This window comes from Deinococcus multiflagellatus (genome assembly GCF_020166415.1).
GTDB classification, from domain to species: Bacteria; Deinococcota; Deinococci; order Deinococcales; family Deinococcaceae; genus Deinococcus; species Deinococcus multiflagellatus.
The window spans coordinates 85517-98957 of sequence record NZ_JAIQXV010000004.1 but is presented as its reverse complement, the minus strand read 5'-3'; the positions used below and the strand labels follow the sequence as shown (position 1 = coordinate 98957).

The following is a 13441-nucleotide window of genomic DNA, read 5'->3' as shown; positions in this document are numbered from 1 at the left end:
AGGTCGGCCGCGACCTGGAAGGAGTGCTATGCCTGTTCCCGCCCGTCTCTTTATCTTGTTGCTGGCGCTGCTGACCGCCTGCCGCCCGGCGCCCCAGGCCCAGGCGGGCCCCACCGCCACGCTCACGGTGGAGGCGGCGCGCGTGGTGGCGGTGCCCCCCGGCGTGGAGGAAACCAGCGTGTTTGGCACCCTACGCAACCCCGGCGGGCGCCCCCTGCGCCTGACCGGCGTAGAGTCGCCAGCAGCCGACCACGCCATGCTGATGGTGACCCGCACCGACGCCCAGGGCCGCACCGGCATGCAGATGACCGACGCCCTGACGGTCCCGGCGGGCGGCGAGCTGGTCCTGAGCGACACCGGCGACCACATCATGCTGATGGGCCTGCGTGCGCCGCTGCGCGAGGGCGAGCCCGTGGCCCTGACCCTCACCGACGACGCGGGCGGCACCCACACCCTGCAGGCCCCGGTGGTGAAGCCCTGATGACCGCCCCGGCCCACCCAGCAGACCCGGCCGGGCCGGCCACGCGGCCCTGGTACGTGTCGGCGGGGCTGGCGCTGGCGGCGGTGGCGCTGCTGCTGGGGCTGGCCTGGGGCGCGGCGCGCCTGCGCAGTCCGTACCCCTTTTACGGCACGGCCTACCCGGCCGGGACCCAGGCGGCGCCGTTTCAGGGCGTGGCGGTGCAGGGCGGGGCGGCGCGGCCCTTCGCCTTCACCCCTGGGGCGGGCGGGCAGGCCACCGCGCTGTTTTTCGGCTTCACCCACTGTGCCAGCATCTGCCCCCTGAGCCTGTCGTACCTGAACAAGGCGCGCGCCCTGCTGCCCGCTGAGCTGCAGGCCAAGCTGCAGATCGTGCTGGTCAGCGTGGACCCGGCGCGCGACACCCCGGCCCGGCTGAACGACTACGTGAGCTACTTCGGCAGCGGCACGGGCGTGCGCGTTCCCGAACCAGCGCTGACCCAGGTGGCGCGGGCCTACGGCGTGGCCTACCAGAAGGCCGAGGTGCAGGGCGCGGCCTACCAGATCAACCACACCACGGCCACCTACCTCATTGACGCCCGGGGCCACCTGCGGGTGCTGTGGGACTACACGCAGCTGCCCCAGGTGGAGCGTGTGAAGGCCGATTTGCAATACGTGCTGGAGACCCCATGAGCCTGAACCCCACCGTTGCCGACTTGCTGCTGCCCCGCCCGGACTGGACCCTGCTGCCCATCTTGCTGGTGGGGGCCGCCTACGCCGCTGGCTTCGTGCGGGCGCGCCGGACTGGCACCCCGTGGCCGCTGTGGCGCGCTGGGCTGTTTGCCCTGGGACTCGTGGCCTTGGTGCTGACCACCCAGACCCGCGCCGCCGGGCTGACCCAGGGCAGCATGGCGCTGTACATGGGCCGCCTGATGGTGCTGGCCGAGGTGGTGCCGCCGCTGCTGGTGCTGGGCCTGCCGCCGCTGGCGATCAAGGCGCGCTCGGTGCTGGGCCGCGTGCTGGGGGTGCTGCTGGACCCCTGGGTGGCGCTGGCGCTGTGGACGGCGGTGATCGTGTTCTGGAACGTGCCGGCCGGCTTCAATGCCAGCGTGGTATCCAACACGGCGGCCACGCTGCTGCCCACGCTGTACCTGCTGACCAGTCTGCTGGTCTGGGGCGTGGTGCTCCGGCCACTGCCCAGTGTGCAGCCCGCCGACATCGGGTCGCGCGGGTGGTTTGGTCTGCTGGCCGCGCTGCCCATGATGGCGGTGGCGAGCGTGTGGCTGTACGCGCCGAAGGTGCTGTACACGCCCTATATCAACGCCCTGTGCCTGTGGAACCTCACCCCACTGCAAAACCAGCAGCTGTCTGGCTGGATCATGATGGTGGCGGGCCTCCCCGCGCTCGCCCTGGCCTTTGTGCAGCTTTTCATGTGGCTGATCCGCCTGACCGAGCAGCAGGGCCTGCCCCCCTCCTGATCCGCCCGCTCCTGGTGCGAACAGCAGGGGGCCGCTGGGCGGTGGGTTGGGCAGAAGGTGGTCGGAACCCCGCCCCCGTTCCGGCTTCAAGCGCTCTTCACGGCCGCCCCCGCGCCGGCCTTTTTCGGCCACTTCTTCGGAGGCCTCGGGGAGTTGCGGGTGGATCACCCTGGTCGCCACGCCTACTTCCAAGTCCAGCCCTGTTAAGACCGCCTGAAGACGGCGGGGGCCGGCCCCCTCTGGCCCTGTAGCCTAAAGGGGCATGTATGACGTTCTGGTTATTGGCGCGGGGCTGTCGGGTCTCACGGCCGCGCGGGCCCTGGACCGCGCAGGCAAGCGCGTGCGGGTGCTGGACGCCGCGCCCCACGCTGGGGGGCGGGTGCATTCGCGGCAGGTGGCGGGCTTCACGCTGGACGCCGGGTATCAGGTGCTGTTTCCGGCCTACCCGGCCGTGCGGCGCTGGCTGGACCTAGGCGCGCTGCATCTGGTGCCGCTGCCCCCCGCCGCTGTGATTCGCCGGGGCGCGCAGGCAGACGTGGTGGGCTGGCCGCTGGGGGACCCTGGCGCGCTGGGCAGCACCCTGCTGACCCGCGCGCTGGGCACCCGGGACAAGGCCCGCGTGGCGGCCCTGGCCCTGCGGCTGCGCGCCCCGGCCCCCTGGGACCTGCTGCGCGGCCCCGACGAACCCACCGAGGGGTATCTGCGCCGCTTCGGCTTCAGTGAGGCCGCCCTGGATCATTTCTTCCGCCCCTTTTTCGGCGGCATCTTTCTGCAGCGGGATCTGGGCACCAGTGCCCGGCTCTTTCGGTATTACTTCCGCATGCTGATGGACGGCGGCGCGGCCCTGCCCGCCGCCGGCATGGGCGCCATTGCCGCGCAACTGGCCCAGGGCCTGAAGGTCACCCTGGATGTCGAGGTGCAGTGGCTGAGCCCCCAGGGCGGGCACGTCACGGTGGGCACCAGCGCCGGCGAACTGGACGCCCGGCAGGTGATCGTGGCCACCGACCCCGACACCGCCGCCCGCCTGACCGGCGAGGCCACGGCGCGCGGGCACCTGAGCGGCACCTACCTGCACTACGCCGCCCCCGCCGCGCTGGACCGCGAGCGGCGCCTATTGCTGAACGCGGGCAGCGGCCTGATTCAGAATGCCCACTGGCTGTCCAACGCCGTCCCGGGCCGCGCGCCCGAAGGCCAGCACCTCCTGACCGTCACCGTGCTGGGCCTGCCGGCTGCGGGCGATGACGCGCTGGACGCGCAGGTACGCGCCGAACTGGCGACGTGGTACGGCGAGGCGGCGGTTCGTTCGCTGCGCACGCTGCTGGTGGAGCGCATTCACCACGCCCAGTACCCGCAGCCGCCCGAATACGCCGCCACGCTGGCCGGCCACGCCACCCGCCTGAGTGGGGTGCTGCTGGCGGGCGAGGTCACGGCCATGAGCAGCATTCAGGGCGCCATGGAAAGCGGCGAGAAGGCGGCGGCCATCGTGCTGGGCGACCCGGTGGGCATGAGCCGCCCCCGGGGGGCCTGACATGAGCGCCCGCCTGGATCACCTCGTGGTGGCGGCGCGCACCCTGGACGAGGGCCGCGCGTGGCTGGAAGGCCGGTTGCGGGTGCCCATGCAGCCCGGCGGCGAACACCCGCAGTTTGGCACCCACAACCTCCTGCTGTCGCTGGGCCCGGACGCCTACTTAGAGGTGATTGCCGTAAACCCGCAGGCCCCGGCCCCCGGGCGCCCGCGCTGGTTTGCCCTGGATACCCCAGCGATGCAGGAACGGCTGTCACACGGCCCGGCCCTGATTCACTGGGTGGCGGCCGTTCCGGCGCGGCCCGTGGGCGGGGACGTGCTGGCCCTGTCGCGCGGCGAGCACCGCTGGACCCTGACCGTGCCTGAAGACGGCGGGCTGCCGGGCGGCGGCGTGGTGCCCTCTCAGATTCACTGGGAGACCCCGCCGCCCCCCACCCGCCTGCCGGATGTGGGGGTGCGCCTCGCCCACCTGCAGCTGGGCACCCCCGACCCGGACGCGCTGCGCGGGCACCTGCGGGCCCTGGCCTTTGCCGGCGAAGTGGAGGTCTACGAGGCCCCCCAGCCTGAACTGCGCGCGGTACTGCACACGCCGCGCGGGCCTGTAGAGCTGTAGCGCCCCGGGCGGCCTACCGGGGTGGCAGGCCAGGGGCCACACTTGGCCGGCGCCGGTGCAGCAGGGCCGCTGCTACCAGCCCGCCCACGAACCCGAACAGGTGCGCTTCCCAGGACACGGCCGGGTTGGACGGCAGCACGCCCCACAGCATCCCGCCGTATAGCAAGAAGGCCACCACGGCCACGCCAATGGCCAGCGGCGTGCGTTCCCACCAGCCCACGCCCAGCAGGTAGGCCAGCAGGCCAAAGACCAGTTCGCTGGCGCCCAGGTGCAGGCTGCCCCCGCGCCCCAGCAGCCACACCAGCCCGCCGCCCACCAGCACGATCATCAGCAGCGCCGCCAGAAAGCGCCAGGGCCCGCGCAGGGCGCTCATGAAGCTCAGGGCAGCCAGCGGCACGGTGTTCGCCAGCAGGTGCCCAAAGCCGGCGTGGAGAAAGGGCGCCGTCAGGATGTGCCACAGGGCGCCGGGCTCGCGCGGCTCGATGCCGTAGCGGTCCAGGCGGCCCCCGAAGATCAGCAGGTCGGCCACTTCCTGCACCCAGAGGCCGGCGAGGAGCAGGGTGGTCAGGCCGGCGGCAGGGAGGAGGCCGGAACGGGAGGTCAGGGTGCGGGGGGGAGGGGGGGGCCGCATGGGTTCAGCATGACGGAACAGGGGGTGGGGGGCGTCGCTCCTTGGGTGGAGGTGGGGGCGGTCGTTGTTTCTCTTGGGGGGGCGGTGGCTTGGCCCGGTTAGCCCCACCCCCCCAGCCCCCCATCCCCGGAGGGGCAGGGGGGAGCGGCGCTGCGCTGGGCAAGAGTTTCTACTGAAGTTGGCTGGGGTCGCTCAACCAAGTGACGTGTCCGGCTTTGACGCCATCCTTCGCCCCACCGCAATGGCCCGCGCCCTTCGGGCACGACGGCCTCGTCTGGACCTGGGCGGTACGGGGCAAGTCGTCTTGGTGCGGCCCAGAAGGTTCTACCTTGAAAGGCAAAATCGGCTATGGCTCTTACTGCTTTTCAAAAGTAGAACCTCTTGCCCTCAGCGTCCCTGCCATGCGCCTTCACGGGGTGAGCAACGGAAGCCGTCGTGCGCGCAGCGCGCGGGCGTGAGGCGATGGGCGGAGCAAGGCCACGGCGTACGTAGCGGGACGAAGCTGGGCCGCCCCACACCGTTAGTCAACGTTGCCCAGTGCCAACGTCTGCTCCCCCTGCCCCTCTGCTACGCAGCTCTGCGAGTCTGGGGTAGGGGGCTGGGGGGTGGGGCTAACGCAGGCAAACTCAATTCCCTTCAACCCTGCGCCCGCATCCACCCCACCACCCCCTCCACCGGCACCACCGCCACCACCCCACTGCGCCGCACCTTCACCTCCACCTTCCCCTCAGCCACCCCCCGCCCCACCGTCACGCGGTACGGCAGGCCAATCAGGTCAGCGTCGGCGAACTTGACCCCGGCGCGCTCGTCACGGTCGTCCAGCAGGGGGTCCAGGCCCGCCGCCCCCAGCGCGGCGTACAGCGTGTCGGCGGCGGCCCGCTGGGCACTGTTCTTGCCGTCCACCACCGTCAGGTGCACAAGGTAGGGCGCAATGGCCGCCGGCCAGATCAGGCCGCGGGCATCCGAACACTGCTCCGCTACCGCCTGCACCAGCCGCGTCACGCCAATGCCGTAGCAGCCCATCTGAAACGGCCGTTCGCGGCCGTCGGCCCCGGTAAAGGTCGCGCCCATGGCCTGGGCGTAGCGCGTGCCCAGCTGAAACACGTGCCCCACCTCAATCCCCCGGGCCGAGTGGAGCCGCTGCGACGCCTCATGCACCGCCGCGTCGCCGGCCTGGGCCTGCCGCAGCTCGACCACCTCGGGCAGGGCGAACTGGCCTGTGGCATCGGCGGTGGCCCAGTTCGCGCCGGTCACGTGCCAGTCGGTCTGGCCGGCGCCTGTGGCGAAATCGCGCAGCTCGGCGCCCGCCGGATCACACAGGCGCAGGAAGGCCGGGTGCAGCCCCTCCCGCCGGGCAATCACGTGGTCGGGCAGGTCCGGGGCCAGAGAGCCCAGCGGCAGCGCCTCGGCGGCCCATCCATCCGGCTGTGCCACCTCCAGCGCGGTCAGGTCGCCGGCCACGCGGGCCTGCACCGCGTTCCACAGCTTCACCGGGTTCACGCTGTGGTCCCCGCGCAGGCTAACAAGCACTGGCGTCAGCACCCGCTGGCCTGCCTGAAGACTCACGGCGTCGTACAGCACGTTTTTCAGCATGTGGCCGGGCCCGCAGCCCAGCGCGGCACAGGCCGAGGCCACCGTGACCGTGCCGGGCGTGTGGTGGCGGGCCAAGGCGGCAAACGGGCTGGCCCCAACCGGCGCGGCGCGGGACACCGCCCGCTCGGCGTTGGCGGCGTAGCGGCCATCTTCGGTGTACAGCACCTCGTCCTCGCCCACCTCGCTCAGCACCATGAATTCCCGGCTCTCGGCCCCGCCGATGTTGCCGCTGTCGGCCTGCACCGCCCGCCACGCCACGCCCAGGCGCGTCAGCAGCCGCGCGTACACGCCGCTCATGGCCTCAAAGTGCTCGCGCAGGCTGGCTTCGTCGGCATGAAACGAGTAGGCGTCTTTCATGGTGAATTCGCGCGTGCGCAGCAGCCCAAAGCGGGGCCGCAGCTCGTCCCGGAACTTCCGGCCGATCTGGTACACGCTCAGGGGCAGGTCACGGTAACTGCGCACCAGCCCGCGCACCACGTCCACCGCCACCTCCTCGTGGGTGGGGCCCAGGGCGTGCGCCCGGCCGGCGCGGTCGGTCACGGTGAACATGATGCCCTCGGCCTGCGTGTAGGCTGCCCAGCGCCCGGATTCATCCCACAGGTGCTGGGGTTGCAGCACCGGCAGGCTCACCTCCTGCGACACGCCCTCCAGTTCCTCGCGGATCAGGGCTTCCAGTTTGTGCATGGTGCGGGTCATGAGGGGCAGGTGGGCGTACAGGCCACTGCCGATCCGGCGGACATAGCCGGCGCGCAGCAGGTGCTGGATGCCCTGGGTTTCGGCGCCTTCGGGCACTTCGCGCTGCGTGCGCAGCAGACTGGAACTCAGTTTCATGGGGCTCTCCCTTCGGGGCTGGCCACGCCCGCTGCGCACGCAGCGCGGCCAACAGAATCAACGGTGTGACAACAGGGCCCACGCCACGGGCGGGGCCAACCGGCAGGTGGCAGGTGTCACACCCCGGAGGGTGGCGGGAGCACGGGCAGGCCCGCACCAACACGGCCGGTGCGCACGGGCACCGGGGTCTGGGGGAACATCTGCGCGCTCATGGCGCCCAGGGTAGGGGAGGGCCATACAGCCCGTCAAGCGCCCTTCACGGCCGCGTCACCAGCAGAAGGGCCCCCACCACGCGGCGGGGGCCCTTCTGCTGCCTGGGGCGCTTTTATACGGACTGCCGTCCATTTCCGTAACATCCAGAAAAGAACTGGATGTTCCCCGCCTTCGGCGCTGTGCCAGCCCAATTTCCGGAAATCCGTCCTTTTTCCTTCTCCCTCTGCTGCGCAGCTGGATCAGTCCGGTCGAAAAAATTCCGTCATACCTGACGGGATTTTTCGGAAGCCGTATTAGGCGCGCTGCTTGGCCTTCAGCGCGCCATGCTGCTGCAGGTACTCGGCGATCTGCACGGCGTTCAGGGCCGCGCCCTTGAGCAGCTGGTCGCCCGCCACAAACAGCTCTATGCCCCCGTCGAACACCAGTGACGCGCGGATGCGGCCCACCTCCACGTCGTACTTGCCGCTGGCGGTCAGGGGCATGGGGTAGAGCTTCTCCGCCGGGTTGTCGCGCACCTCCACGCCCGCGGCCTCTGCCAGGAGCGCCCGCACCTCGTCGGGCGTGGCGGGCCGCTCCAGTTCCAGCGTGATGGCCTCGCTGTGCGTGCGCAGCGTGGGAATACGCACCGCTGTACACGAGATCTTCAGTGAATCGTCCCCAATGATCTTGCGGGTCTCCCAGGCCACCTTCATCTCTTCCTTGGTGTAGCCGTTGTCCTGGAAGGCGTCGATATGGGGGATCACGTTAAAGGGAATGGGGTGGGCAAAAACCTCGGCACTGGCCTCCTGGCCGTGCAGCACCTTGTGGGTTTGGTTTAGCAGTTCGTCCATGCCCTTGGCCCCGGCGCCGCTGGTGGCCTGGTAGGTGCTGACAATCATGCGCCGCACGCCGTAGGCGCGGTGAATGGGGGCCACCGCCACCACGGCAATGGCGGTGGTGCAGTTGGGGTTGGCAATGATGCCCTTGTGCTCCAGCGCGGCCGCGCCGTTCACTTCCGGCACCACGAGCGGCACGTCCGCGTCGTAGCGGAAGGCGCTGGAGTTGTCGATCACCACGGCGCCGCCCGCCACCCAGGCGGGGGCCTTTTCCTTGCTGATGCTGCCACCCGCCGAGGCCAGAATCACGTCGGCGTCAATGGCGCCGTCCGGCGTGACCTGCACAGTCAGGTCCTGTCCCCTGAACGGCAGGGTGCTGCCGGCGCTGCGCGGCGAGGCGTACAGCAGCAGCTCGTCAAACTGCAGCGTGCTGCCCTCCAGCACCTTGAGAAGCTCGTGCCCCACCGCTCCGGTCGCCCCAACAATCGCTACGCGCATATGCACCCCTTCAAAAAGAAATCCGCCGTGCGTGTCTCGCAGGCGGCGGTCTCCAACGACTGCCACCCCTAGGGGGTCATGGTGGTCGTGTGGGCCTTCATGGGGTCCAGGGTAGGGGCTGGGGGGGTGGGGGTCAAGGGCGCTGGCGCCCCGACCCCAGCCCCGTGCTGTCTGCGCGCCATTTTTCTCCGGCCAGCCTGTCTAAGCTGGGCATCAGCGGTGAAAGTCCTGAGCGCCCGCTACCGTTTCTTGCGCAGGAAACTCAGCCAGCCGGCGCGCTCCGGCTGCCGGGCGGGGGCAAAGTCCTCCATGCGAATCTCCGCTTCGGGGTGGGGGGCCGCCTCCCAGCCGTAGGGGGTGGCGATCAGGCCGCCAAAGCGCCCGGCGGCGTACAGGGCGTGCTCGCGCTCCTGTTCCTCGGTCATGGCCCGTGGATCGGCCAGGGCCTGCAGCATGGCCTGCAGGCTTTCGTCGTCGCAGGCCCACTGGCCCTGGGTAAACACCGCTTCCTTGCCGTACACGCGAATCCTGGCCGACATCCTTCCCCCTGCGCGCCCGAACACCGCCTGTCGGGCTCCCATGTTGTGTGGTGGGGGCAGCATAGCGCACGCAGGGCAGGATGTGCCCGGCAGCGCCCTGCCAAGTGAGCATGACAAAAGCACCTCTTCCTGGCATTATCTTCCTTCGCTCTTTCGATAGTCAGAAAAGTAAGTACAATGTATGTTGAGGTATGTTCTCGCGTTTCTGGCAAAGGACAATATTCGCCGTAGTTGTTCTGTCGCCGCTTTCTATGGCGAGTGCGACTCAAAACTTGCTGGCTCGACTTCCTTATGACGTCCGTGATAGGTCTCCAGCGGCGTTAATTGTCCAGAATGGCTTCGTTTCCACGGTGCTAAAGAAAGAGGAAATCAGCGAGATCAATACGTACGATGGCAATAACCGCCGTTTTCTGCAACGCGTTCAGCTGCCTGGGAACGTCCTTTCCATCTACGGTCATAGAGTCCTAGTGGCCGATCAGGAGCGCTTGTTGCAATACGATCTGACAAGTTCAGCAGTGAGCCGCTCTACTGTTCTGCACAAGGCGCCAAATGGATTCACCTGGGATTTGTCTGAGTCGGCTTCCTGGCTGCTTGCTGAGGCTGCCGGCCTTGGTGTCCTTGTTGACAAGAGGAGTGGCATGCAGAGGACATTCAAGCTGCCGCCTTGCCAAGCTACGTGCGCTTACAAAGTCATTGAAGCTGTGGGGCGTGCCCCTTTCATCTATATGTCGGATAAATCTACTGAGAATGGAGCAGTCACAACTGTTGTCGGCGCGCGTGATCGGATGATCAACCCAGTTTCTGGAGCCGTTGCTGATATTACCGGTGAGGCGGTTACAATAAAAGATAACCTACTCTTCCTTAATAGATTAGATAATTTTGGCTGCGACCCATCAACGACCACGGTAGAAGCGGTCGACCTGAACCTCTTTCGCGCTGTATTTCCTGACTCATGGTCTCGGACTTGGTCACCACCTGAGCCTATAACCCACACTGTTCAGAGGCCTTGTGATGATGGAACCTCAATACTGGAGGGAGTTCTTTGGAGTGAGGGAGCAAAGTTTCTTCTGTTTTCACAAGGTGATACATTGCCCATCTATGATGTTAATTTGAATGAGTGGAGAACACTAAATGCTGTTACCATCCCAATACTTTTAATGCAAGATAAAAATAATATAAACTTCATTACCAAAATGCCCAATTACTTACGCAGCCGTCGGACATATTATTTAGCCACCATTACACTGTCTCTGCTTAGTTGGTGAGCAGAATGGTGTTGCTCCGCTGTCGGTGTTAAAAATACAAAGACATAGTTATTGCTGGCCGACAGGATGGTGGACGTCGCTTCCCTTCAAGTGTTGTGGGACTTGAAAGTGTGTATAGCAGCTGACTACCCGTCAAAACTCGGCATGAGAGTTCACACGGCCCACAAGGACAAAGACAATTCAGGCCCAGTCGAGACACGGACACCGTGAGGTCCCCGTTTTGCTTACACTTGAAGGGCTACGTAATAGCTAAAGACTGTTAAAAGTACCGAACAAAAATCGCGAGTGTTGTCAGAGGTGCGGATAGGCAGTTCTTGGGTAATACCGTAGCGTGCTTTCTTCAGGTAGGACATACCCTACGTGCCGCACAGTGGGAATGCCTTGCTCTCGTATCTCTTGTGCATCCTGCGTGCCAGAAACCTCCCAACCTATCAACCCCAATCTGTACTTAACGTGCGTGAACACCACTGATGCCAACTCGGCTAGAAAGTCCTCTAGCTCTCGTACGCAAGCAACAGGTGACGCATCCGACACGTTTCCGTTTGAGTAAAATGCTAGCTCATCATCACCCACAGCATGTTGGACGGCACCCATCGGAATATCAATGTCCAACCAATCCTCTCCATCCCCACGTACAACCAGAACTGTAAAGGGCAATATCACTCCGGACGGCAGACTTATCACGCCATATGTGCCTTGAGATCGTGGTGTAACCTGGCTTGGGGCAAAAAGAAGTTGGTTTTCCGGTTCCGTGTTGCGGTCAACATACACGCCCTGCACGTTTGGGTGGATCCAGATCACTTCAAATGCCTTCTGAAGCTGAGCATCATCGGTGGGCCCAAGTTCGAGCGCCAACTCGAGGAACCCTCCCCGCCAAGTTTCAGGTGGCGTAAACACGGGCGTCATGTCTGCTGATTCTTCATGCTCGGTACAGGTGATGCAATCCTGACTACCCGTCAAAACTCGGCATGAGGGCATATAAGGCCCGCCAGGACGAAGGCGAGGGGTGGAGCAGGAGATCCTGAAGATGATCGAGGCCCAATCGGAACACGGACACCGCACGGTGTCCGTGTGTCTTGCGTTGCACGGGCTGCTTGCTGGCCAGGAGCTGGCCCGTCACACAGGCCCAGATGAAGGCAGCCGACACGCAGGTAAGCAGGGTCGACACGCGCTCTGCCTGCGTCAGCCCCGTATCCTCCAAGTTGAAGCCTCTGGTTTTGAGGGCGGAGTGGAGGTGTTCCGCCTGCCAGCGCTGGGCATACCGGCGCAGGTTGATGGACGCATGGCCACGGTACGCGAGGTAGAGGACGTCGCCAGCGGCATTCTTGGTGGCGCACAGGCGCAGCGAGACGCCGTAGACCACCACAGGACGGTGCCAGCGGCGAAGCTCGCCCGCCTGGAGCTTTTTGAAACAGGCCCAGACCGGCAGTCTGCCGGTCCCGATGGTGGCGGTGGCCGGCAGGCGGATACAGGGGGCAATGCCGTGCTGATCGAGAAAGGTGAACCATGTTTTGCCGATGAACGCCCGGTCTGCCAGCAGGCTCCCAATGGACCGGTCCGGGCAACACGGAAGGAACCGGGTCAGGAGCGCTTCGCGCACCTGTTGCGAACTGCTTCCCCCGTGGGGGAGCAGCGTCCACATCAATGGCAGACTAAAGCTGTCCCACACAGCAGAGAGCAGCAGGATATTGACATCCTGCTTACCGAGCTTCCAATGGGTGCGGTCCAAGATCAGGTGCAGCTCACCGGCGGGCAGGAAGGACAGGGCGAAGCGCGCAAACAGATGCTCGGGGAAGTCAAACCGGACAAAGCGCCGCAGTCGCTGGTATCGCGTCTCCAGCGAGCCGGGGAGGTGCACATGCGTCTTCAAGGTGTACAGCACGACACTGCGCGCCTGAATCATCGCCAGGATCAGCGCCGCCAGCACCTCGAGGTGGCGCGCATCGAGAGGAAAAGCAGACCGCCTTGCGGTCTGCAAGGTATCGTGTGGGTGTCGGCTCGGTCGTGTCTTCATCGCAGAAAGCACGCTACACGAGCCGACTTTTCCATTCCCTCACGAGTTTTGACTGGTAGTCAGGTATAGCAGTTGGCCAGAGTCGTTAGTTCTTGGCCCCGGCTGTCTTCTCCCCAAAGCGCCGCTCGGTGCCGGCTTGCAACCGGCGCACGTTGTCGCGGTGCTGCCAGATCAGCAGGGCGCTCAGGCCGGTGATGACCAGCCCCAGCCACAGAGGCCCAGCCACGAAACACACGAAGGCGGCCGTCACGGCGCCCAGTATGCTGCCCAGCGACACAAAGCGGGTCAGCCACACACTCAGCAGGAACAGCAGGGCGGCGCCTAGCCCGGCCACAGGCAGCAGGGCCGTCATGGTGCCAAACGAGGTCGCCACACCCTTGCCCCCCCGGAAGCCCAGAAAGGGGCTGAAGTTGTGCCCCAGAACGGCGGCCACGCCGCACGCGGCCATGACCGGCTGCCCCAGGTCCAGCAGACCCGCCAGCCCCACCGCCAGCGCGCCTTTGAGGATGTCGAAAACAGCCACCGCCAGCCCCGGGCCGTTGCCCAGGGCCCGCTGCACGTTGGTGGCCCCGCTGTTGCCGCTGCCCACCTTGCGGATATCCACCCCGCGCGCACGCGCCACCCAGGCCGCCGCCGGAATGGCGCCCAGCAGGTAGGAAAGCAAAACCGTCAGCACGGCAAGCAGGCTCACAGCAGGCATGATAGGTGATTGCCCGGATTGAACCGACTCCACAGATGGGCCGGCCAGCGCGCGCTGGTCCCCGCATTGATTTTCCGCCCCCGACCCGCTAGGCTGCTCTGCGCTGGAACGGTGTCCGAGTGGTTGAAGGAGCACGCCTGGAAAGCGTGTATAGGTGCAAGCTTATCGAGGGTTCGAATCCCTCCCGTTCCGCCACAGTGTGCCCCCGGGTTTTTCCCCGGGGGCTTCGTCCGTTGGGGGGTGGCTGGCGGTGGGCGGCGGGGCGGGCGT

At 66.5% G+C, this 13441-nt stretch carries 13 protein-coding genes and 1 tRNA gene; 7 read left to right on the top strand and 7 right to left on the bottom strand.

The features are described from left to right. Positions 1 to 28 precede the first annotated feature (28 nt). The 5 genes from K7W41_RS07510 to K7W41_RS07490 all read left to right on the top strand — a co-directional run bounded on the left by K7W41_RS07510 (position 29) and on the right by K7W41_RS07490 (position 4072). On the top strand, positions 29 to 481 hold the full coding sequence (locus K7W41_RS07510; RefSeq protein WP_224606438.1) for a copper chaperone PCu(A)C: 453 nt from the start codon (positions 29 to 31) through the stop codon (positions 479 to 481). After that, on the top strand, positions 481 to 1149 hold the full coding sequence (locus tag K7W41_RS07505) for an SCO family protein (RefSeq protein WP_224606436.1): 669 nt from the start codon (positions 481 to 483) through the stop codon (positions 1147 to 1149). Before K7W41_RS07510 ends, K7W41_RS07505 begins: the two co-directional genes overlap by 1 nt. Beyond that, positions 1146 to 1934 (top strand): cytochrome c oxidase assembly protein, encoded by a 789-nt coding sequence (locus K7W41_RS07500; protein ID WP_224606434.1) that lies wholly within the window; start codon positions 1146 to 1148, stop codon positions 1932 to 1934. Before K7W41_RS07505 ends, K7W41_RS07500 begins: the two co-directional genes overlap by 4 nt. 262 nt (positions 1935 to 2196) lie before the next feature. Next, positions 2197 to 3462: an NAD(P)/FAD-dependent oxidoreductase gene (locus tag K7W41_RS07495; protein ID WP_224606432.1), complete on the top strand. Its 1266-nt coding sequence runs from the start codon at positions 2197 to 2199 to the stop codon at positions 3460 to 3462. A gap of 1 nt (position 3463) precedes the next feature. Beyond that, on the top strand, positions 3464 to 4072 hold the full coding sequence (locus tag K7W41_RS07490) for a VOC family protein (RefSeq protein ID WP_224606429.1): 609 nt from the start codon (positions 3464 to 3466) through the stop codon (positions 4070 to 4072). A gap of 13 nt (positions 4073 to 4085) precedes the next feature. On the opposite strand, the gene K7W41_RS07485 is transcribed toward K7W41_RS07490, so the two are convergent. The 4 genes from K7W41_RS07485 to K7W41_RS07470 form a co-directional block, all read right to left on the bottom strand. Beyond that, the gene (locus tag K7W41_RS07485; RefSeq protein WP_224606426.1) at positions 4086 to 4703 is read right to left on the bottom strand and encodes a rhomboid family intramembrane serine protease; all 618 of its coding nucleotides are present in this window, start codon (positions 4701 to 4703) and stop codon (positions 4086 to 4088) included. Between the two features lie 636 nt (positions 4704 to 5339). Next, positions 5340 to 7127, bottom strand: coding sequence for a proline--tRNA ligase (locus K7W41_RS07480; RefSeq protein ID WP_224606423.1), 1788 nt, complete (start codon positions 7125 to 7127; stop codon positions 5340 to 5342). A 506-nt stretch (positions 7128 to 7633) separates the two neighbouring features. Beyond that, the gene (locus K7W41_RS07475) at positions 7634 to 8653 is read right to left on the bottom strand and encodes an aspartate-semialdehyde dehydrogenase (protein WP_224606420.1); all 1020 of its coding nucleotides are present in this window, start codon (positions 8651 to 8653) and stop codon (positions 7634 to 7636) included. Positions 8654 to 8892: 239 nt separating this feature from the next. Beyond that, a complete protein-coding gene (locus tag K7W41_RS07470) occupies positions 8893 to 9192 on the bottom strand; it encodes a hypothetical protein (RefSeq protein ID WP_224606417.1) in 300 nt (99 codons plus the stop codon). A gap of 191 nt (positions 9193 to 9383) precedes the next feature. Here K7W41_RS07470 and K7W41_RS07465 point away from each other — a divergent pair, with 191 nt between their 5' ends. Further along, positions 9384 to 10457 carry a hypothetical protein gene (locus K7W41_RS07465; protein WP_224606415.1) on the top strand — a complete coding sequence of 358 codons (1074 nt, stop codon included), beginning with the start codon at positions 9384 to 9386 and terminating at the stop codon, positions 10455 to 10457. 291 nt (positions 10458 to 10748) lie between these two features. Here K7W41_RS07465 and K7W41_RS07460 read toward each other — a convergent pair whose 3' ends face one another. From K7W41_RS07460 to plsY, 3 genes are all read right to left on the bottom strand, one after another. After that, on the bottom strand, positions 10749 to 11363 hold the full coding sequence (locus K7W41_RS07460; protein WP_224606412.1) for a hypothetical protein: 615 nt from the start codon (positions 11361 to 11363) through the stop codon (positions 10749 to 10751). Positions 11364 to 11406: 43 nt separating this feature from the next. Continuing rightward, positions 11407 to 12471: an IS4 family transposase gene (locus K7W41_RS07455; RefSeq protein ID WP_224606409.1), complete on the bottom strand. Its 1065-nt coding sequence runs from the start codon at positions 12469 to 12471 to the stop codon at positions 11407 to 11409. A gap of 85 nt (positions 12472 to 12556) precedes the next feature. Then, the gene (plsY, locus tag K7W41_RS07450; protein WP_263489633.1) at positions 12557 to 13171 is read right to left on the bottom strand and encodes a glycerol-3-phosphate 1-O-acyltransferase PlsY; all 615 of its coding nucleotides are present in this window, start codon (positions 13169 to 13171) and stop codon (positions 12557 to 12559) included. Positions 13172 to 13276: 105 nt separating this feature from the next. Here plsY and K7W41_RS07445 point away from each other — a divergent pair. After that, positions 13277 to 13366 (top strand) — tRNA-Ser (locus K7W41_RS07445). Positions 13367 to 13441: the final 75 nt, after the last annotated feature.

Bases quoted from the DNA above. Each gene is read 5' to 3' on its own strand.
- K7W41_RS07465 (WP_224606415.1), top strand. From the start codon at position 9,384: ATGTTCTCGCGTTTCTGGCAAAGGACAATATTCGCCGTAGTTGTTCTG.
- K7W41_RS07510 (WP_224606438.1), top strand. From the start codon at position 29: ATGCCTGTTCCCGCCCGTCTCTTTATCTTGTTGCTGGCGCTGCTGACC.
- K7W41_RS07485 (WP_224606426.1), bottom strand. From the start codon at position 4,703: ATGCGGCCCCCCCCTCCCCCCCGCACCCTGACCTCCCGTTCCGGCCTC.
- K7W41_RS07455 (WP_224606409.1), bottom strand. From the start codon at position 12,471: ATGAAGACACGACCGAGCCGACACCCACACGATACCTTGCAGACCGCA.
- K7W41_RS07475 (WP_224606420.1), bottom strand. From the start codon at position 8,653: ATGCGCGTAGCGATTGTTGGGGCGACCGGAGCGGTGGGGCACGAGCTT.
- K7W41_RS07500 (WP_224606434.1), top strand. From the start codon at position 1,146: ATGAGCCTGAACCCCACCGTTGCCGACTTGCTGCTGCCCCGCCCGGAC.
- plsY (WP_263489633.1), bottom strand. From the start codon at position 13,171: ATGCCTGCTGTGAGCCTGCTTGCCGTGCTGACGGTTTTGCTTTCCTAC.
- K7W41_RS07480 (WP_224606423.1), bottom strand. From the start codon at position 7,127: ATGAAACTGAGTTCCAGTCTGCTGCGCACGCAGCGCGAAGTGCCCGAA.
- K7W41_RS07460 (WP_224606412.1), bottom strand. From the start codon at position 11,363: ATGACGCCCGTGTTTACGCCACCTGAAACTTGGCGGGGAGGGTTCCTC.
- K7W41_RS07505 (WP_224606436.1), top strand. From the start codon at position 481: ATGACCGCCCCGGCCCACCCAGCAGACCCGGCCGGGCCGGCCACGCGG.
- K7W41_RS07495 (WP_224606432.1), top strand. From the start codon at position 2,197: ATGTATGACGTTCTGGTTATTGGCGCGGGGCTGTCGGGTCTCACGGCC.
- K7W41_RS07490 (WP_224606429.1), top strand. From the start codon at position 3,464: ATGAGCGCCCGCCTGGATCACCTCGTGGTGGCGGCGCGCACCCTGGAC.
- K7W41_RS07470 (WP_224606417.1), bottom strand. From the start codon at position 9,192: ATGTCGGCCAGGATTCGCGTGTACGGCAAGGAAGCGGTGTTTACCCAG.